Genomic DNA, 18,691 nt, shown 5'->3' with positions numbered 1-18,691 from the left:
TTGAACCAGTTAAACGCAATAACCTATACTACGACAGTGTCGGTAATGTTTCAGGCACGTCCGTAATTGTCTGCCAGATAGCATCTTTCAGCTCAGACAGACCTTGCTGTAGAACCGCAGAAATAAAGACACAGGTAAGGTTCGGCGGGAGTGTTTTTTTGAGTGCCGCCAGCTCTTCGTCAGTTACCATATCGGTTTTGGATATAGCCAGCAGCCGCTTCTTATACATCAGTTCCGGATTATACTGCTGTAGTTCGTTCAGCAATATTTTGTATTCGGCCGTGATGTCTTCTACATCGGCAGGGACGAGAAACAACAGAACAGCATTGCGTTCGATATGGCGCAGGAAGCGTAAACCCAGTCCTTTTCCCTGTGATGCGCCCTCAATAATACCCGGAACGTCAGCCATCACGAATGACTTATAATCACGGTAAGAGACTACACCAAGGTTCGGAACAAGCGTTGTAAACGGATAATCGCCGATTTCGGGGCGGGCTGCCGATAATACAGACAGCAAGGTTGATTTTCCGGCGTTCGGGAAACCAACAAGTCCCACATCGGCCAGTAATTTTAATTCGAGGATAATCCAGGCTTCCTGCTTAGGTTCGCCCGGTTGTGCGTAATCCGGAGCCTGTTTGGTCGACGACTTGAAATGAGAGTTCCCCAGACCACCGCGGCCGCCCGGCAGCAGAATCACTTCCTGCCCGTCTTCGGTGATTTCGCCCAGCACCTCATTGGTCTCGGCATGACGGGCGATGGTTCCCAGCGGAACTTCAATAAATACATCATCCCCCTGAGCACCTGTCCGGCGGCCACCTTCGCCGCCATGACCTGACTCGGCCTTGATGTGTTTCTGGTATTTTAAATGCAGCAGTGTCCAGTGCTGCGCATTTCCTTTCAGGATAATATGGCCCCCACGGCCACCATCCCCCCCATCGGGTCCGCCTTTGTCAACGTACTTTTCGCGGCGAAAATGCACAGATCCTGCGCCACCTGCACCGGAGCGACAATTTATTTTTACGTAGTCAATAAAATTTGAAGATGCCATCTTTCTGTTTCGCCTGTCACTCAGCGATGCCGGACCGGGATAACATAGTAACAAAAGGCTTTTAACCCCAGTGACGGATCAAAAGCCTTCAATTAATCTGTTAATTTATCCGTCACATCGTCTATGACTGCGCTGCCGCTTCAATAGCATGGCAAATCTGGCCGAAAATAGCCTCAATTTCACCAATACCGTTGATGGCAACGTACTTACCTTGCTGCTCGTAATAGCCAGCGACAGGCATTGTTTTTTCGTTATATTCCGTCACCCGCCGGCGAATGAGTGCTTCATTCTGATCATCAGGACGGCCTGATGTCTGCCCGCGCAGCAACAATCGTTTTGTTAATTCTTCCTCTTCCACCACCAGTGCGACCATGGTAGTAATACCGGTGTTATACTGACTCAACAGCACATCCAGTGCTTCTGCCTGAGGCACTGTCCGTGGGAAACCGTCGAATATAAAACCAGCCGCAGCCTGATTTTCGTTCAGTTTGCTGTCAATCATGCCGATAACAACCTCATCAGGTACTAAAATTCCCTGATCCATCAGCGACTTTGCTTTAAGGCCCAATTCCGTTCCGGCAGCAATCTGCGACCGGAGCAAATCACCGGTTGACAAGTGTACTAACTTGTATTTTTCGATTAACTTTTCGCTTTGGGTGCCTTTGCCTGCGCCCGGAGGGCCAAAAAGTACAAGATTAAGCATTAGACTAAAAGTGGGTGAAGGTCCGTAACTTTTTTTTCGCAAAGTTAAGACACCAACGCGAAAATAATAGTTGTCAATCCTATCACCTGAGCCTTTTTATTTTTTGGACAAAACAATGAAGGCAACCCTTGTGGGGTTGCCTTCTGTTATAGCCTCAGTAACGGAATAGCCCTTAGCTTTTCTTAACCGGCTTCGCTCCTGTAGCCGGTGTTGCGGCAGGTGGCGTTGCAGGCCCTTCAATCAGTTCCTTTGCGGCCTTGTCGTTGGCATCAAGCTTCAGGATTTCCGTTGCGTAGTTTTTCGCTTTTGCATCATCCTTCTGGGCAATTGCATCTGCGATCAGCAAACGATATGAAGAAATCATGTTTTTCGAATACTGTTGTTGTTTAGCAGCATCAGCAGCGATTTCCTTACCTGCCAGCGCGATGAACTTCTCGGCATACGGGACAAATGCGCGGTTGCTCAATGCTTCTGCCGATGTGGCAGCCGCATAATAGTTTGCCTGAGCGCGATAGTAGTATGATGAAGCATAGGCCGAGTCAATTTCTGCCAGTTTCGCAAAAACCGAGTCGGTACGCATCATGTTCTGCTTACGTACTGAGCGCGCCATAGCGGTATCACTTGCATAGGCACGGGCAGCCTGCAGGCCGTTTGTATAGAACGATACACCACTGAAGATGTAATCAGCCTTAGCCGGAGCGCGGTTGGCACTGATTGACTTCAGGTACATGTTACCGGCTTTCTCGTACTTCTTCATGCTGTAAAGCTTCTGGGCAGCCTCACGATAGAGGTTATCCACTGTATCTTCAGGAGCAGCTTTCAGTAAGTATACGACGCTCAGCGAATCACCTTCCGGTGTACCCTGCTGACCATACGCACGACCAAGATACACGTAATCATCGTACAGAACCTTTTTAGGCGCAGCAGCAATAAAACGGTTCAGCGCTTCGATTGACTGGCTTGTTTTGCCCAGTGCAGAATAAGCCCAGCCATACATACGATCAATAATCGGATCGTTTACTTTGCCTTTCAGCTGATCCAGATAGCTGATTGCTTTCAGGTAATCGTTAGAAAGGAAGTAAAACTTAGCTACGTTAGTCAGGTATTCAGGATCAGTCGTACCACTTTTCTGTACGTACAGCTCCATGTTTTTGGCAGCGCCCTTGTAGGCACGTGCACCCGCCAGAGCGTCAGCCAGGGAACGGTATGTCAGTGCAAACTCAGGATCGTTGGCAATCGCCTTGTCAAAATATTCCTGAGCCAGTTTGTACTGCTTACCACGCAGGTACAGACGACCGATTTTGTAATTAGCTTCTGCCAGGTTAGGGCTGATCATCAACGCATCTTCGTACCGGCTCACAGCGCTACCACCATCATTTTTGATGAAGTAAGCGTCACCCATAGCCATTTTGATCTCAGCATTTGTGTTTTTCTTATCCAGCTTAGCGGCTGCTTCCAGGTACGACAACGCCTTGGCAGGATCATTTACGCCATTGTCATCATAGAACAATGTGTAGACTTCACCGGCATGGAACAGAACATCCATGTTTTTGCCTTTCGTTGCCTTCACTGCATTGTCAGTCAACGCAATAGCGGCAGGCGCATCTTTTTTCGCCAGTGCAACACCAGCTAACCCGATGTTATTTAATTCGTTTTTAGGGTCAACAGACAGGCCTTTCTCAAAAGCAGCTTTTGCTTTGTCAGGCTGATTGGTGCGCAGATAATAATAACCTAAATAGAATTGATTTTCCGCAGTAGGAGCACTTGTTGCCAGTTGGGTAAACGTTTGCTCCGCTTTCGCTAACCGCTCCGATTCCAGGTCTTTTAAACCAGACTGTACATCCTGCGCAAACACGGGTGCTGTAAACGTAGCACCGATAACCAGAGCCGCCAAAAGCGACTTTTTATGCATTTTCATCATGCAATTCAGGTTGAGAAATTGGAAAAAAGTTGTGTTACTAAGAAACATTAAGCAAATCTAAAAAATTGCTGGCAAACCAAAAAATTTACTCACTTTCTGATATAAACCACTCGGTTATATGGCTTAACAGGCCAAAGACCTAATTTTTCGATGAGCAAACTACCGGCGTCCCGTGCAATATAATTGATCAGTCCGCTGCCCAGACCAGGATGTGTTTCCCGGCTCAGAATATACACAGGCCGGCGCAGCGGGTACGTTTCCAGACCAAGATTCCGTTGAAACGGCTGATAATAATCCTTTAACGATGTAGGGTTGTCTTTATCTGAAACCCCCAGAACACGCAAATCAGCCGATAATTCACCCGTTAACGGGTTATCACCATCACTAATCCAGTTAACGCCAATAAAGCCAAGTGCTGTCGGATTTTTCCGGACATACTGAATCACATCCTGATTCGAACGGGCAGTATATATCCGTAATTTACTGACATCACTTACCGAAAACGTGCGTAATATAAAATCCAGGTTACTTGAGTTACTGTTATCAAATACCAGGGTGATCAGCCCTGATTCAGTAGCCCCCTTTAACTGAGGCCATTGCGTCAGCTGTCCGGAGAAAATCCCCTTTAGCTCAGTCATCGTAATCAGGCTGTCACGATTGCTTTTACTTACAATGAGTGCCACGCCGTCTGTGCCGATTTTCACCGCCTTACCGATAACTTTTTGCTGATCAAAAGCGATCTGTTCCTGTTTTGTCAACGGGCGTGTTGTAAACGCCAGGCGCGCACTATCTTTAAGCAACATGGCAATTGACTCACGTTCCGGACGATATTTAAGCTCAAAATGAGCCTCCGGATAAATTCCGGAATACGCATCTGTCAGTTGCGTTGCCAATGGTTTAAACGATTCATCTACTGCTACGGTAATTGTCCCGCGTGACGGTGAGTCGAGGGGCTGATTACCCGAACAACCTGACATTCCGCCAATCAACAGTCCCAGGCAAATACCTTTAAGTCCGTTTTTCATTAGATACATGTTATCTGTTAGATCAGAAAATACCCTGATGGTTTAATGTATCTTCTGTAGTTAAAATTCTTCCCGGAACCGTTGATAGGCCCTGAATGTACGGAAGGCTCCGTAGGCTATCAGCAGCACGGCCAGGCCGTATCGTAATACCCCCGGCGGCGGCAGGATCCAGTAGGAATCAGTGGTAACAATCAAAAAAATACCCGTTCCCAGATAGGTCACCGAAGCGAGTACGGCAATAATCAGGGTAAGGCGTTCGGGAACACGGCTTCGTTGTTGCATAGTCTTAATTGCCGGAAAGGCAGAGAGTTAAAAAGGGTGATCACCATGACAGTGACCACCCTTTTTGTTGATTCAGAGGAAAATCCTCATCGTATCAGATCCGGTTATTCCAGTGTGAAGTTGATAGGCAGGTTGTATTTTACCCGTACCGCACGACCCGACTGTTTACCAGGACGCCATTTCGGCATTGATTTAACAACCCGGATGGCTTCTTCATCCGTACCAAAGCCTAAGCCTTTCAACACAGCAACATCCTGAATACTTCCGTCAGTATTGACAACGAAGCTTACGAATACGCGGCCTGAGATGTTAGCCCGCTGTGCAGCGGCCGGGTAGCGGATGTTCTTGCCCAAGAACTGGCCAAGAGCGCCCATACCGCCCGGGAATTCAGGCTGCTGTTCTACGATCGTAAATACTTCTTCTTCTTTCGGAGCAGGGGCTTCAACGGCCGCTTCTACTTTAGTAGGGGCAGCGGTTTCTTCCGGTGCTACGATAACCTCTTCAGCGTTAGGATCACCTTCCTGCGTTTTTTCCGCAGCAACGGCTTCTTTCAGTTCCTCAACAGCAGGAGGCGGTGTTTCTTCCGGAACCTCTTCATCCGGTTTTACTTCCGGCGGAAGGAACTTCACCGTATTCACCTTCGGTAATTCTACCGGTGGCGGCGGCGGTGGCGGCGGTTCGTTCGGATCGATTGGCGGAGGAGGTAACTTCATAAGGTCAACCTCAACCATTGCCTGCTCTTCAGCCTCAGGCGTCAGAACGCTGATGATTGTCGGAGAAAGTACGCCCAACGTAAACAGTACACCACCAATGATGAGCGCACGGGTTACAATTTTCGGATATTCTTTCCGCAGCGAGTACGCACCATAGGCTTTATTCCGGTTCGCAAAGACTATATCATCAAGCGTTGCTTTTGGATCAATTGCTACTGCTTCTGCCATGGTTAGATATCTAATTTTGCTTTATCCTTGAGAAGACTCTTCTCATCGGCCGTCAACTCATCCACAAGTGCATAGCGTTTTGTTTTTGTAATCGCCATTTCATCCAGTACGTCAACCATATTACGATAGTTGGCTTGCTTAGTTGGCTTAATTACAACGACAAACTTGTCTCCTGGAACACTGCGGGCATTGTTCTGAATCAACTGACGCAGTTCATACCCATAGCCTGTAGTCTTAATTTCCGGATCTTCATTGGCTGCTTTACCGAAAATAGAATAGGCTTTATTATCGTCTCCCAGGAAGATCGTCATTACGTTGGAGGCCTTAATAGGCTCCGTTTTCTCTTCTTTTGTCTTGTCCGGCACGTTAAGCGTCATTGACGACGGCTTACTTAAGGTGGTAGCAAGAATGAAGAAAGTGATAAGCAAAAAGCCAAGGTCCACCATTGGGGTCATATCCACGCGGGTTGACGCCTTTTTACTGCGGACTTTACCACCACCCTTCTTACCACCACCACCGGAGGTGTCTATATCTGCCATAGTTTCGAAAAGTGTTCAGCTTACAGGGTGTGTAAGCTGTACCTTATGACTTCAACGTTTATTATTCGTCTGACTTCCAGCCGGCTGGCGGGGCTTCAGTACCGGTGATGAGGTTGAACTTGTTAATATTCTGCGCCTGAAGCGTAGCCAGTACGTTTTTGAAGTTCGGGAACTTCGCCAGGTTATCGCCTTTCAATGCGATCCGGAGATCGTTGTTGGCTTTACGGGCGTTATAAACCCAATCCTTCAATTCGTTTGACGGACCTGCACCAGTCGAGTCAGTCGGGATACCCGCCTGCTTGATTTTTGCTTTTTGCTCTTTCTCCAGCGACAGATAAGATTTCAGCTGGTTGATCGGCAAACCGAAGTTTGACATCAGCATGAATTCTTTCTTTTCGTTGTCAGTAAAGGAAATTCCTTTTTCTGAAGCGATGTTATCGAGCATAGCCAGGCGGTGTTGCTGATTGTCGATACCAAAGTAGACCTTACCGTCTTTGTCAAGAGCGATGGTCATGATATCCTTATCAGGAACTTTAATGCCGGAGATCGATGATGGCGTTTCGATCGTTGCTGCATCCTGTGCCCGGAACTGGGCAGTCAGGATAAAGAATGTCAGCAGAAGGAACGCCACGTCACACATCGCCGTCATGTCTACCGCGGAACTAGCGCGTTTTACTTTGACCTTAGGCATATTGCGTTCGTTTCGGTTTAATTGGCCTCAGAGGCACAGGATTAATAGTGAGCAGCAAAGTTTTGCTGGATGCTCAGACCAATTTCATCGATGTTGTACGTCAGTACGTCGATACGGCTGGTGAAGTAGCTGTACATGATCGTCGCGATCGCCGCTGTACCGATACCGAGGGCCGTGTTTACAAGGGCCTCAGAGATACCTGTTGACAGGGCGGCTGTATCAGGCTGACCGGTAGCACCCATGGCCGCGAAGGCACGGATCATACCAAGTACGGTACCTAACAGGGCGATCAGGGTAGATACTGATGCCAGCGTCGCGATAATTGTCAGGTTTTTCTCCAGCATTGGAAGCTCCAGTGTAGTCGCTTCTTCTACTTCTTTCTGCAGCGCTACCAGCTTCTGCTCTTTGTTCAGCTCAGGGTCTGTTGCCAGCTGCTGATATTTTAACAGCGCAGTTTTAACAACATTACCGATTGAACCTTTCTGACGGTCACACTCCTGAATAGCAGCGGCAACTTCATTCTTGTCCAGTTGGCTTTTCACTTTACGAACGAAATCATCGATCGAACCTGAACCGTTAGCACGGCCGATAGTGATGAAACGCTCAATCGAGAACACCAATACTGTCAGGAAGCACGTAAACAGAATAGGTACGATGAAACCACCTTTGTAAACGGTACCGAAGTAGTCGCCTGGCAGAGGTTCTTTCGTGTTGTCACCTTCCTGGAAGTGGCTTCCGTCACCAAAAACGAAGATGTAAGTCAAAATACCGATAGCTAAAAGAACCGGAAGCACAAAAGCTGGGTTCAAGCCACCTGATTTCTTCTTAGGAGCTGCTGCTTTGGCGGGTGCTGAAGATGGAGTTTGTGTTTTCATTGAACTTACTGTAGGGTTAAATTGAAACTTGGTTTTGCTGGCAAAAAAAGTGAAAATTTTAAATTTGTTGTGATTTCTGAAATAAAATTTTGGGCGGTTTCCTTTCAGATTACTACAAAAGTATCAATTTGGAGATTATCTAATGCAAATCTTTCCGTCAAAATTTTACTTCATACGTTGCTTCGCCAGCCCGTTGTTGCACAATAGTAACTTTATTTTGCCCCTTAGACCAGTTACATATTGGCTAATAAGCCCTTGTTTCTCAGCTTAACAAAATGTCAAAGAGCATATCTTCAGCACAAATTAATTTGGATTTTATGGGGGTGCTTTGTTCATAAAATAATTGTTAAGGTTCATCGGATGATGCTCCCATACGTTGTTACAAGGCAACTGAAGCACCTTTTCTTACCAGATGCAGCAGCCGGCGGCATTCCACAAAAAAATTTCTTTTTTTTCAGAATGCCCGGTCTTTCCGCCGGTAAGCCGCGCGGATTCAGCCGGTATCCGGTGTAGTATATGATAGGTTCAAAGCAGATTATCATAAAACCTGACTAACTTTAAGCCCAAAACTACCTCTTGTAATTTTACATGAAAAAAAGAGAGCTTTACTGGTTATTACGATTGCTTGTGTTCGTGTGTTGGATTGGCAGTGGCAGTAGTTTTGCACAGACAATCAGCACAGGATCTGTAAGCACCAACAGTTTTTGCGGGGGTGACGCCGTTTCGGTTCCCTTCTCATTTACCGGTATATTTACCGGCAGTACTGTTTTTCAGGCGCAGCTTTCCGATGCATCAGGAAGCTTTTCCGCACCTACCGTTATCGGTACACTGACAAATACATTCACTAGCAGCATCGTTACTAGTGCCATTGGCAGTAACATTCCACTCAGCACACCGGCAGGAACGGCTTATCGGGTGCGGGTAGTATCGAACAGCCCTGCCGTAACCGGTAGCACCGGCGCCGTCGTTATGACTATCAATCCACGTCCTGCTCAACCTTCAGCAGGCATCGCCAGCCCAACCAGCAGCCCGATCTGTAGCGGGCAAACCGTTTCGCTGACGGCTGCCTCCGGCACCAGCGGGTCGTCTATACGCTGGTATTCGGGCAGTACCCTGGTAGGATCCGGACCGTCTTACCCAACCCAGACTGCAGGTACTTATACTGCCCAGGCCGTGGTCGGTAGTTGTGTTAGTCTCATCAATACGCAGGTTAATGTCAATATTACTACTACGCCGGCAACACCAACAGTTGCGTCTCAGACTGTTTGTCAGGGCAGTGGGGATCAGTTGCTCAGCCCTAACGGCAGTCAATATAAGTGGTACGACGGTAACAATAATTTACTCCCTAATAACGGGGCTGCTCCAACAGTTTCAGCAGGTAGCGCGGGCACAAGCACCTATAAAGTTGAGCAAAATAACAATGGTTGTGTAAGCGGACGGGCCACCATGACCTATACCGTGCTGGAATCGCCGGGGCAGCTGGCACCGGTTTCCATTGCCTATTGCGAAACCAACCGGCCGAGCTCCTTGTCAGTAAACAGTTCAGCAGTAATCCGCTGGTATATTGATCCGGATGGTAGTATTCAGATTCCGACGCCGACACCGCCTAATATTGCCCGTTCAGCGCCATACAATTATTACATTCGTCAGGTTGGCGCCAATGGCTGTCTTGGTGCGCCATCACTATATGCCATCCGCGTGAATGGCTCTCCCGTAGCCCCGTCTGTAACCAGCTCAACCCAGTATTGCCAGAATGTACCGGCCCAGCAATTAACCGCCAGCGGCCAGAATCTGACCTGGTATGATGCTTCTAATAATGTCCTGACCGCGGCTCCGACCCCGCCAACGGCGACTACCGGTACTATCACCTATTACGTTACCCAGACAACAGGTGACGGCTGCACAAGTGGTAAAGCTACCATTAACATCAATATTTCACCGGTGCCTGCCGCACCAACAGCTGCGGGTGTTTCGCCTTATTGTCAGGGTGTAACGGCGGCGGTACTTTCGGCAACCGGGCAGAACCTGCGGTGGTATGGTACGGATGCAACCGGCGGCACGTCAAGCTCAGTGGCGCCACGCCCGGGGACAGGTACGCCGGGTACAAGCAACTATTACGTTACCCAGACGGTCAGCGGCTGCGAAAGTACACGACTGGCCATTCCGGTAACCGTGAAAACTACACCAGGCGTGCCGGGAACGGCGGAAACAACCTTCTGCCAGAATTACACAGCCCCTACACTAACCGCTACACCGGTAACAAACGCGACCATCAACTGGTATGGCAGTTCTTCGGGCGGAACAGCATCGGCAAATGCACCGGTACCCCCAAACAACGTTGGTAACGTAACCTACACGTATTACGTAAGCCAGACGCTGGATGGCTGCGAAAGTGCTCGCGGTACGCTCAGTGTCCGCGTGAAACCGACACCGGGCGCGCCTGGTGTGACAGCCGTCAACATTTGTAACAATGCCCCGTCTCAGCCACTCATCGCGTCCGGTACAAACCTGAGATGGTTCGATCCGAACGGCAACAGCATTACAGGCTCACCGGCTCCGCCGACCAACAACGTCGGTACGTTTAATTACCAGGTAAGTCAGTCACTGGATGGCTGCGAAAGCCCGCGGTCCACGTTGCCGGTAACCATCATTGCGCTGCCACCGGCTCCGAATGTTTCGAATGTTGCGTATTGCCAGATTCAGCAGGATCAGCCGGCACAAAGCGTATCCCCGGTGAATGCAACCGGTGCTAACCTGCGCTGGTATAATGTGGACGGGAATCAGTTCCCAAGTGCCCCGACACCACCTATCAATCAGGCAACGGTGATCAATTATCAGGTAACCCAGACGGTCAATAACTGCGAAAGCTCAAAAGCTACCTTACAGGTAACCGTTCAAAGTACGCCGGTTCCGGGTACGCCAATTCCGACCGTTACCTATTGCCGGAATGACGTGGCGGTTCCGCTGACAGCCGTTGCCGCGACAGGCGCCAGCCTCCGCTGGATCGATCCGAACGGGACGCTTTCCAATGAAGCACCAACTCCGTTCACGCTTAACGCAACGCCGGCAGGCGGACGGTTGTTCTACGTGTATCAGATCGGGCAGAATGGCTGCGCCAGTGCCCGGGCATCCATCAAGCTGATTGTTAATACCAACCCGACGCTTTCGCTGCTTGGTTCAACCACGGTGAATCTGGGAATCAGCGCGCCGCTGCAACTGAAGTTTACCGGAGCGCCGCCATTTAGCTATACACTCTCTGACGGAACCTTCGGCGTCGCACAGGATACCCTGTCAACGGTGAACGTAACACCGGCACAAACCACTATTTTCCAGGTGGCCAGCGTATCCAACGTATGCGGCAGCGGTCTGCCAGGTAACCCGGCTACCGCCACCGTAACGGTCAAGATTCCGACAATCACCACCAGCGGTCTTACAACAACCACGCTTTGTGCGGGCCTGAGTTTCTCTGTGCCGTTCACGACATCGGGCGAGTTTAATGCCGGCAATGCCTTCAAAGTGCAGCTGGCAGATACCACCTCTAAGAAATTTGTGGACATCTCGGCAGCAACGACCATCGGACCGATTGTCGCTACGGTACCGGCTTCACAGGCCGGCGGGGTTTATTTTGTCCGTGTCATCGGTACCAACCCGTCGATTCCGGTACTTGGTCAGAACAGCCCGACAGTACTTTATGTCCGGCCTTATCCGACGGCGGTCATGGCCGGCCCTGCCAGCGTGTACGAAGGCAGTCCGGGCAGCCTTAGCATTACGTTTACCGGCGACGGTCCGTGGACGTTTGTGTACAACGACAGCCTGCGCAACCAGACCATTCAGACCAATGCCAACCCGCACCGGCTTGACATCCGGCCGCTGAAAACAACGACATACCGGTTACTTTCGGTCAGCAATAACTGTGGTACCGGTACCGTATCAGGCACTGCCATTACCGTACAGGTCCTGCCATTACTGGGTGTTGAAGACGATTTACTCGGCACCTCGGTTAAGGCCTATCCGGTACCAACGGCAGCAGGCCTGACGATTGATATTGATGTGGCGCTGCAAAAAAATCCGGCGGTTATTGAATTAACTGACCTTACCGGACGCACTGCCGTACAACACACTACCCGGAACCGGCAGACACAGCTCGACCTGAGCAGCCAGCCAACCGGCATGTATATTCTGAAAATTCAGGTGGGCGACCGCAAAACCTTCCGCCGCATTCTCAAGCAGTAACGGAGCGTAGGGCGTAGGGCATAGGGTTAACACTAAGCCCTACGCCCTACGCCCTAAGCTCCCTATGTTCTCCGACGAGTATTTCATGAACCTGGCTCTGCAACAGGCGGAACTGGCTGCCGGGAAGGGAGAAATTCCGGTTGGAGCGGTCATCGTTTGTCAAAACCGGGTCATTGCCAAAGCCCATAACCTGACCGAGCAGCTAACCGATGTAACTGCCCATGCCGAATTGATGGCGGTTACGGCGGCAACTCATTACCTAGGGTCAAAATACCTGCCCGACTGCACGCTGTATGTCACACTGGAGCCCTGCGTGATGTGCGCAGGCGTTCTGTTCTGGGCGCAGATCGGCCGGATTGTCATCGGTGCTTCCGACGAAAAGCGGGGTTATGCCCGGTTTCAGCCTTCCTTGTTACACCCTAAAACGCGGTTGACAACGGGGATTCTGGCGGAAGACTGCCAGGAGCTACTTACGGCTTTTTTCCGGCGGCTCCGGAAATAAACACCGGCCAAATAATCTATTTTTTACCTTTAAGATGCTGTCTATCAACAATTAAACGTAAAAAATCATATTACTAAAAACTTATACGAATAAGTTCGTGTTAACCCAGATGAGATTAATGTCAACCTAAATCTTACAAACAATGGCTTTTGTATTAGAACCACTACCCTACTCGAGCGATGCACTCGAGCCGCATATCGACAAGCAGACTATGGAAATTCACCATGGTAAGCACCACAATGCGTATGTTACAAACCTGAACAACGCAATTGCCGGTACAGAGCTGGAAAACCAGTCACTGGAAGACCTGCTGGCTAACATCAGCAAATATCCGGTTGCCGTGCGTAACAACGGGGGTGGTCATTATAACCATACTTTATTCTGGAACATTTTGTCAGGCGATGGCGGCGGTTCACCAACCGGCGAGCTGGCTGAAGCAATCAACCAGAAATTCGGTTCATTCGACGCATTTAAGGAAGAATTCACAAAAGCGGCTACAACCCGTTTCGGCTCAGGCTGGGCATGGTTAATTGTTACGGCTGACGGCGGCGTAGCTGTTACCTCAACGCCAAACCAGGACAACCCATTGATGGACATCGCCGACGCGAAAGGTTTCCCGATCATCGGCCTTGATGTGTGGGAACACGCTTATTACCTGAAGTACCAGAACCGTCGTCCGGACTACATCTCTTCTTTCTGGAATGTAGTTGACTGGAACGCCGCTGAAAAACGCTATCAATCGGCTAAGCAAAGCGCTTAATCAGTCCGGTATACAAACCCGAAGCCTGGTCCCCCCCGACCGGGCTTTTCTGTTTCCGGCGAAACCTTCTCGGTCCAACCCGCTGTTAACCCAATTGAATCCCCTCAGCCGGTTTCGCCAACTCACTAAATCGCTCAATAGGCATGGAGACTGAAATCATTAACCGGGTGGCCCAAAGCGGCCTGATTACCCTTGACCTCGAAGATTACTACCATCCCGGTGAGCGGGTGGTTTATGATCTGAAGGATAACCTGTTTATGGGCCTGATCCTGAAAGAAAAGGATTACCGGGCCTTTCTGAAAACGCATGACTGGAGCCAGTATGCCGGTAAAAATGTCGCTGTTACATGCTCTGAAGATGCTATTGTACCGACCTGGGCTTATATGCTGCTCACGCTGCATTTGCAGCCGTATGCCAATACCATTGTTTTCGGCTCATTGCAGGATCTGGAAGAAAAACTTTACTTCGATGCTATCGCTACCATCAATCCGGACGATTACCAGGATACCCGCGTGGTGGTGAAAGGGTGCTCCAAAGTAGCCGTACCAACAGCAGCCTATGTTGAAATTACCCGCAGGCTGAAGCCGGTTGTGCAGGCGCTGATGTTCGGTGAGCCGTGCAGTACCGTCCCGCTGTACAAACGCCCGAAAGTGTAAATAAGCTCTCAGATAAGCCGGAAACTCATCCGGTGCCATTCGCAGGGGCCATGTTCCTGAATGGCTTTGCGGTGGACCGGTGTCGGATAACCCGCATTCCGGGCCCACCCATACTGCGGAAACAAGACACCGAGCCGCTCCATCAGGTCGTCGCGGTAACACTTGGCCAGAATGGAGGCCGCGGCAATCGGCATAAACTTCGCATCGCCCTTGATGATACAGGTATGCGGAATCATGGGATAAGGCGTAAAGCGGTTACCATCCACAAGCAGGTGTTCGGGTTTAACGCCGTCGGCCGCCATGATGGTATCGAGCGCGCGGTGCATGGCCAGAAAACTCGCTTTCAGGATATTGATCCGGTCAATTTCCTGATTCGACACTTCGGCCACTGCCCATGCCAGCGCATCCCGTTCAATATCAAGACGGAGGCGGTCGCGCTGTGTGCGTGACAATTGTTTAGAGTCGTTCAGGCCGAGATGTACGTAACCTTTCGGCAGAATAACGGCCGCAGCAACCACGGGGCCGGCCAGGCACCCCCGCCCGACTTCGTCGAGTCCTGCTTCAATATAATGTTCGTTGTAAGAGGCTTTCAGCATGCGCAAAAGGCGGTACAGATAAGGTCTGCCGCCGGTTAATCTTCAAGAATATTAGCTAAAATGGTGTTTTTCAGGAACAGCGTGAAGAGCAGAAAACAGATGGCCCAATAAAGGTAAATACGGTAAAAATCCTGTACGTGTTCATACACCTGGGTGCGCACCGGGGCTTTTTCCAGCCGGTCAATTTCCTTAAAAACCGTTTCCAGCCGTTTGGCATCAGTTGCCCGGAAATAATTCCCGTTACCGATCCGGGCGATGGTTTTCAGCACACCCTCATCTACCGCCGACGTGGCCAGTAAGCTATCACGCCGCGCCGCCGCCCCTGCCTCCACCTTCCCAACCGCAATCGTATAAATCCGGATACCAAAAGCCCTGCCCAGTTTTGCCGCCGTAACCGGGTCAAGGTTGCCAGCCGTATTTTCCCCGTCACTGAGCAAAATGACCACTTTGGTCCGTTTTTTTGCGGTAGTATCGGTCACAGCCGGCAGCTCGGTTTCCCGCATCCGGTTAATGCAGCGCGCCATGGCATCGCCGATAGCCGTACCTGTGGCGGGAATCATATTCTCTCTCAGATCGGCAATGTATTGATCCAGCAACGCATAATCGGTGGTGAGCGGACAAAGCGAAAAGGCCTCGCCGGCAAACACGACCAGCCCGATGCGGTCGTTTTTACGTCCCTTTACGAACATCTGCGCCATTTGCCGGGCAGCAGCCAGCCGGTTCGGGGCCAGATCGGTTTCTGTCATAGACGACGAAACATCCAGCGCCAGCATGATGTCAATGCCATCTGACTGCTCAATCCGCTGCTCGCGGACAATTTGCGGACGGGCCAGCGCTACCAGAATCAGGCTGATACCGAGGAAAAACGAGGCAGGTGTAATAAACCGTAACCAGCCAAGCAAGCTATTGACATACAGGTACGTACCAGTCGATACGTTTAGTTTCTGCGAACGCCCCTGGCCTAACAGTACACGGAAAAGAAACAGCAGCGGCAGGGCCGGAATGGTGTACAATACCCAGCCGTTGGCAAAGCGGAACTGCTGCCACTGCTCAACGGTTAACCAGTGTATTGAATACCAGGGCTCCATGCGTCCTCTTTTTAGCTGTCGTAAGTGTTGTTAAACATACTGAATGGCCGCCCGCCGGCGATCGTATACCTGAATGGCAACATCCCGCAATAACCGCAGGGCCGCCGCCGACTGCGGACTGAACACGCCGCCGTAAATCATACGGTCGGTTTGTTTCAGCGCCTCAACCAACTCGGCAGTACCCTGCCGGATCCGGCCCAGCTGATTTTCAGTAATCCGTTCCGCAATTTCCCGCGTGGTCATCGACGTAAACGGCTCGCCCTGAATCCCTTCCAGGTACAGCTTCCATTGCACAATGGCTCTGTTGGCGTTATCGGTAGCACTATCAGCGTCAATGCTGCGGATCAGCCGGTTATATTCCTGCAAAAAGCGGAGGTGCCGTTGGTGAAGCCGGTATAGCCGCAGTTGACGCCGGATGCTTTTCCCGAAAAGCAGGTAGATCGCCCCGCCAATGACCAGCAACGTACCAATTACCATCAGCAGCGCCGGATAGTTGAACTGCTGACGGACGGGTAAAATCCGTGTTTCAGTAGCTAAAGCCAGTGTGTCGGGCCGGTTTGTCTGCAGACTCGACCGCAGGTAGACCGTATCCGGATCGCTGTACAATGCCGTACTGTCTGCTTCGCCGATGATCAGGACAGGTACCTGTAGCGTCTGTGTTGGTTTGGTTTCGAACGTAACCAGCGTATAAACAGCACTGTCGCGGCTGGTTCCCTGATCTGTCCGCGTCGGGAAGACACTGATACTCCTCACCAGAAACGGCGAAAACGCGCGGGCTGTATCCGGAAACAGAATGTCCTGTGCCTGCGTATGCCGGTAGCTGACGGCGTACTGAAACGGTTCGCCAACAACTACGGTATCCTGTAAGAAACGGCCAATGGGCTGATTCTGGGCGTATGCCGACCCGAAACCAGCCATTATAAAGGCAATCCCCAGAAACCGGATCATCTGCTGCCGCATGAATCTTTTTCGTCAATAGCTTCGCAAAATACGCAAACTCCCAAAGAAAAGCCCACCCCGGCAATGGGGTGGGCGCAAATTATAAAGCAGCTGACAGCGTATCTGAACTTACTTTGCACTGATCAAACGAACGTCCGAGACCTTCCAGGTTTCCCCCTCCTGAATAGATATTACTGTAAAAACCAGCGTATTATCAAATGCCTGATTCTGTAGCTTACCCTTGAACTTAACCTTGCCGGTTACCAGGCCGGTATTCGCGCCCACAAGCCGGCTTTGGACATCACTCGTTGTGGCAGCATCAACTACTAAATGACCTCCGCTTAATGCCTGTCCAATCAGATCTTTATCGGCAGATTGGCCATCAGCGTTGGTTATCTGAAAATTATTGGCCAGAATTTTACTCATCGTACCGGTATCCTCCTCTTGTAAGGCTTTGAAAAAAACATTTGACATGGTTTCCGGTACGGAATTATTCGCCGCATTACTTTGCCCGAATGCTACATTGACCAGCCCCAAAACGAATGCTGTAAAGACTACTTTTTTCATCTCATTAAACGTTTTTTAAATGATTACCGACAATTTTATCAAAAAAAATAACAATTAAATATTAAAAATTTATTATTTAATCAGCCAGCATAATTACTAATTGATCACACGGAACAGCCGGTTCCAGCGGATCTTGTGCCAGACATTTTCGGGCGCCGGATCCACTGACATCCAGACAAATACCGCTTTGCCGACTACATGGTCTTCCGGCACAAAGCCCCAGTAACGGGAGTCTTCTGAGTTGTGGCGGTTATCACCCATCATAAAATAATAATCCTGCTTAAAGGTGTATTCCGTTACGGCTTTGCCGCCGATAGTGATGCTCGTGGGCGTCTGTACAACATTGGCATTATCTTCGTAGCGGCTGATCACCGGCCCGTAGAGCGCAATCGTCTCGCGGTTTACGGGCACTGTCATGCCTTTTTTCGGTACTGTCAACGGCCCGAAATTGTCCTGATTCCAGGCGTAGACGGAGCTTCCGTAAATGCCTGGCCCGGTTTGTCCCGCCGGTTCGGTCAGTGGCTCAACGCCTTTCACCCAGTCGAGTGCCTTAATTTTGTCGAGCATTGCACGGGAGGTATTAATGCGGTATCCGATCAGCTCAGACGCTTTCGTGGCAGCATTTTGTACTTCGACCGGTTGCCAGTTGATAAACGGCCCTTCCGGCGAATTAAAATCGTTGACAATAGCATACTGCCGGAAAAAATGGTCGTCCAAGACCTCGGTGGTTTTCATAAACCACGTGGTTTGCGCCCGTTCCGGCAAGGCAGCGGCTTTTCCGTTTATGAACACCTGCTCCTGCCTGATCTGCAGCACATCCCCCGGAATCCCGATACACCGCTTAATGTAATTCGTGCGGAGATCTTTCGGATAATCGGGTTCGTTGGGACGCAACGGCGGATAGTTAAAAACAACCACATCGCCGTTCTTTACCTGCGTAAATCCCGGCAACCGGAACGTTGGCAGCTGAATAGCCGTACTAAACGACGGGATGTTGGTCCCCCAGATTTTCTGATGGGTCAGCGGCATTTGGAGCGGTGTCTGCGGCGTCCGGCTGCCGTAGTGTAGCTTGCTGACAAACAGATAATCGCCCACCATCAGATTGCTTTCCATCGACGGGGTCGGAATGGCGAATGCCTCCATGACCAGAAAACGGATAAGGGTCGCGGCTACGACCGCAAACAACACAGAATCAATCCATTCGCGCAGCGGCGATTTACGGGCATGGGGCTTTTTTTCAGCCGTTGCCGGTTTCTTACCAAACATAAGCTTTTGTCTGAAGGGTTAAATAGACCACAAGAATCTGTAAGATAAAGGCCTGCGGC

Annotated in this window: 18 protein-coding genes; 4 read left to right on the top strand and 14 right to left on the bottom strand. The window is 50.2% G+C overall.

Going from position 1 to position 18,691, the window contains the following annotated elements:
- Window positions 1-28 precede the first annotated feature (28 nt).
- The 9 genes from obgE to AC23NW_RS04215 all read right to left on the bottom strand — a co-directional run bounded on the left by obgE (window position 29) and on the right by AC23NW_RS04215 (window position 8,025).
- On the bottom strand, window positions 29-1,048 hold the full coding sequence (gene obgE / locus AC23NW_RS04255; protein ID WP_487447939.1) for a GTPase ObgE: 1,020 nt from the start codon (window positions 1,046-1,048) through the stop codon (window positions 29-31).
- 121 nt (window positions 1,049-1,169) lie between these two features.
- Window positions 1,170-1,751 (bottom strand): adenylate kinase, encoded by a 582-nt coding sequence (locus AC23NW_RS04250; protein ID WP_293837362.1) that lies wholly within the window; start codon window positions 1,749-1,751, stop codon window positions 1,170-1,172.
- 172 nt (window positions 1,752-1,923) lie between these two features.
- A complete protein-coding gene (locus AC23NW_RS04245; RefSeq protein WP_293837361.1) occupies window positions 1,924-3,672 on the bottom strand; it encodes a tetratricopeptide repeat protein in 1,749 nt (582 codons plus the stop codon).
- Window positions 3,673-3,761: 89 nt separating this feature from the next.
- Window positions 3,762-4,697, bottom strand: a complete 936-nt coding sequence (locus AC23NW_RS04240) for a PstS family phosphate ABC transporter substrate-binding protein (RefSeq protein WP_487447936.1) — start codon at window positions 4,695-4,697, stop codon at window positions 3,762-3,764.
- A 60-nt stretch (window positions 4,698-4,757) separates the two neighbouring features.
- A complete protein-coding gene (locus tag AC23NW_RS04235) occupies window positions 4,758-4,979 on the bottom strand; it encodes a hypothetical protein (RefSeq protein WP_293837359.1) in 222 nt (73 codons plus the stop codon).
- Window positions 4,980-5,083: 104 nt separating this feature from the next.
- A complete protein-coding gene (locus AC23NW_RS04230; protein WP_487447934.1) occupies window positions 5,084-5,920 on the bottom strand; it encodes an energy transducer TonB in 837 nt (278 codons plus the stop codon).
- 2 nt (window positions 5,921-5,922) lie between these two features.
- Entirely contained in the window at window positions 5,923-6,459 is a 537-nt protein-coding gene (locus tag AC23NW_RS04225; protein ID WP_487447932.1) for an ExbD/TolR family protein, read from the bottom strand.
- A 61-nt stretch (window positions 6,460-6,520) separates the two neighbouring features.
- Window positions 6,521-7,150 carry a biopolymer transporter ExbD gene (locus AC23NW_RS04220; protein ID WP_487447931.1) on the bottom strand — a complete coding sequence of 210 codons (630 nt, stop codon included), beginning with the start codon at window positions 7,148-7,150 and terminating at the stop codon, window positions 6,521-6,523.
- A gap of 41 nt (window positions 7,151-7,191) precedes the next feature.
- Window positions 7,192-8,025 carry a MotA/TolQ/ExbB proton channel family protein gene (locus AC23NW_RS04215; RefSeq protein ID WP_293837355.1) on the bottom strand — a complete coding sequence of 278 codons (834 nt, stop codon included), beginning with the start codon at window positions 8,023-8,025 and terminating at the stop codon, window positions 7,192-7,194.
- Between the two features lie 588 nt (window positions 8,026-8,613).
- Between AC23NW_RS04215 and AC23NW_RS04210 the strand changes: the two genes are divergently transcribed.
- The 4 genes from AC23NW_RS04210 to AC23NW_RS04195 all read left to right on the top strand — a co-directional run bounded on the left by AC23NW_RS04210 (window position 8,614) and on the right by AC23NW_RS04195 (window position 14,176).
- Window positions 8,614-12,258: an Ig-like domain-containing protein gene (locus AC23NW_RS04210; protein ID WP_487447929.1), complete on the top strand. Its 3,645-nt coding sequence runs from the start codon at window positions 8,614-8,616 to the stop codon at window positions 12,256-12,258.
- A gap of 64 nt (window positions 12,259-12,322) precedes the next feature.
- The gene (locus tag AC23NW_RS04205; protein WP_487447927.1) at window positions 12,323-12,760 is read left to right on the top strand and encodes a nucleoside deaminase; all 438 of its coding nucleotides are present in this window, start codon (window positions 12,323-12,325) and stop codon (window positions 12,758-12,760) included.
- 142 nt (window positions 12,761-12,902) lie between these two features.
- The gene (locus AC23NW_RS04200; RefSeq protein WP_487447925.1) at window positions 12,903-13,520 is read left to right on the top strand and encodes a superoxide dismutase; all 618 of its coding nucleotides are present in this window, start codon (window positions 12,903-12,905) and stop codon (window positions 13,518-13,520) included.
- Between the two features lie 143 nt (window positions 13,521-13,663).
- A complete protein-coding gene (locus AC23NW_RS04195) occupies window positions 13,664-14,176 on the top strand; it encodes a DUF2480 family protein (RefSeq protein WP_487447924.1) in 513 nt (170 codons plus the stop codon).
- 8 nt (window positions 14,177-14,184) lie between these two features.
- On the opposite strand, the gene rnhB is transcribed toward AC23NW_RS04195, so the two are convergent.
- The 5 genes from rnhB to lepB all read right to left on the bottom strand — a co-directional run bounded on the left by rnhB (window position 14,185) and on the right by lepB (window position 18,632).
- A complete protein-coding gene (gene rnhB / locus AC23NW_RS04190; protein ID WP_487447922.1) occupies window positions 14,185-14,772 on the bottom strand; it encodes a ribonuclease HII in 588 nt (195 codons plus the stop codon).
- 35 nt (window positions 14,773-14,807) lie between these two features.
- Window positions 14,808-15,860, bottom strand: a complete 1,053-nt coding sequence (locus tag AC23NW_RS04185) for a VWA domain-containing protein (protein WP_293844638.1) — start codon at window positions 15,858-15,860, stop codon at window positions 14,808-14,810.
- A gap of 30 nt (window positions 15,861-15,890) precedes the next feature.
- The gene (locus AC23NW_RS04180; RefSeq protein ID WP_487447920.1) at window positions 15,891-16,820 is read right to left on the bottom strand and encodes a hypothetical protein; all 930 of its coding nucleotides are present in this window, start codon (window positions 16,818-16,820) and stop codon (window positions 15,891-15,893) included.
- Between the two features lie 108 nt (window positions 16,821-16,928).
- Window positions 16,929-17,366 carry a nuclear transport factor 2 family protein gene (locus AC23NW_RS04175; protein WP_487447918.1) on the bottom strand — a complete coding sequence of 146 codons (438 nt, stop codon included), beginning with the start codon at window positions 17,364-17,366 and terminating at the stop codon, window positions 16,929-16,931.
- Between the two features lie 96 nt (window positions 17,367-17,462).
- The gene (lepB, locus tag AC23NW_RS04170; protein ID WP_487447916.1) at window positions 17,463-18,632 is read right to left on the bottom strand and encodes a signal peptidase I; all 1,170 of its coding nucleotides are present in this window, start codon (window positions 18,630-18,632) and stop codon (window positions 17,463-17,465) included.
- Between the last annotated feature and the right edge of the window lie 59 nt (window positions 18,633-18,691).

The organism is Arsenicibacter sp. R0_47, from assembly GCF_057652235.1.
The sequence above is the reverse complement of the archived record's forward strand: the minus strand, read 5'-3'. Positions and strand labels throughout refer to the sequence as shown.

Bases quoted from the DNA above. Each gene is read 5' to 3' on its own strand.
- AC23NW_RS04180 (WP_487447920.1), bottom strand. From the start codon at position 16,820: ATGCGGCAGCAGATGATCCGGTTTCTGGGGATTGCCTTTATAATGGCT.
- AC23NW_RS04215 (WP_293837355.1), bottom strand. From the start codon at position 8,025: ATGAAAACACAAACTCCATCTTCAGCACCCGCCAAAGCAGCAGCTCCT.
- AC23NW_RS04225 (WP_487447932.1), bottom strand. From the start codon at position 6,459: ATGGCAGATATAGACACCTCCGGTGGTGGTGGTAAGAAGGGTGGTGGT.
- AC23NW_RS04245 (WP_293837361.1), bottom strand. From the start codon at position 3,672: ATGATGAAAATGCATAAAAAGTCGCTTTTGGCGGCTCTGGTTATCGGT.
- AC23NW_RS04240 (WP_487447936.1), bottom strand. From the start codon at position 4,697: ATGAAAAACGGACTTAAAGGTATTTGCCTGGGACTGTTGATTGGCGGA.
- obgE (WP_487447939.1), bottom strand. From the start codon at position 1,048: ATGGCATCTTCAAATTTTATTGACTACGTAAAAATAAATTGTCGCTCC.
- AC23NW_RS04175 (WP_487447918.1), bottom strand. From the start codon at position 17,366: ATGAAAAAAGTAGTCTTTACAGCATTCGTTTTGGGGCTGGTCAATGTA.
- AC23NW_RS04205 (WP_487447927.1), top strand. From the start codon at position 12,323: ATGTTCTCCGACGAGTATTTCATGAACCTGGCTCTGCAACAGGCGGAA.
- AC23NW_RS04250 (WP_293837362.1), bottom strand. From the start codon at position 1,751: ATGCTTAATCTTGTACTTTTTGGCCCTCCGGGCGCAGGCAAAGGCACC.
- lepB (WP_487447916.1), bottom strand. From the start codon at position 18,632: ATGTTTGGTAAGAAACCGGCAACGGCTGAAAAAAAGCCCCATGCCCGT.
- AC23NW_RS04210 (WP_487447929.1), top strand. From the start codon at position 8,614: ATGAAAAAAAGAGAGCTTTACTGGTTATTACGATTGCTTGTGTTCGTG.
- rnhB (WP_487447922.1), bottom strand. From the start codon at position 14,772: ATGCTGAAAGCCTCTTACAACGAACATTATATTGAAGCAGGACTCGAC.
- AC23NW_RS04195 (WP_487447924.1), top strand. From the start codon at position 13,664: ATGGAGACTGAAATCATTAACCGGGTGGCCCAAAGCGGCCTGATTACC.
- AC23NW_RS04235 (WP_293837359.1), bottom strand. From the start codon at position 4,979: ATGCAACAACGAAGCCGTGTTCCCGAACGCCTTACCCTGATTATTGCC.
- AC23NW_RS04185 (WP_293844638.1), bottom strand. From the start codon at position 15,860: ATGGAGCCCTGGTATTCAATACACTGGTTAACCGTTGAGCAGTGGCAG.
- AC23NW_RS04230 (WP_487447934.1), bottom strand. From the start codon at position 5,920: ATGGCAGAAGCAGTAGCAATTGATCCAAAAGCAACGCTTGATGATATA.
- AC23NW_RS04220 (WP_487447931.1), bottom strand. From the start codon at position 7,150: ATGCCTAAGGTCAAAGTAAAACGCGCTAGTTCCGCGGTAGACATGACG.
- AC23NW_RS04200 (WP_487447925.1), top strand. From the start codon at position 12,903: ATGGCTTTTGTATTAGAACCACTACCCTACTCGAGCGATGCACTCGAG.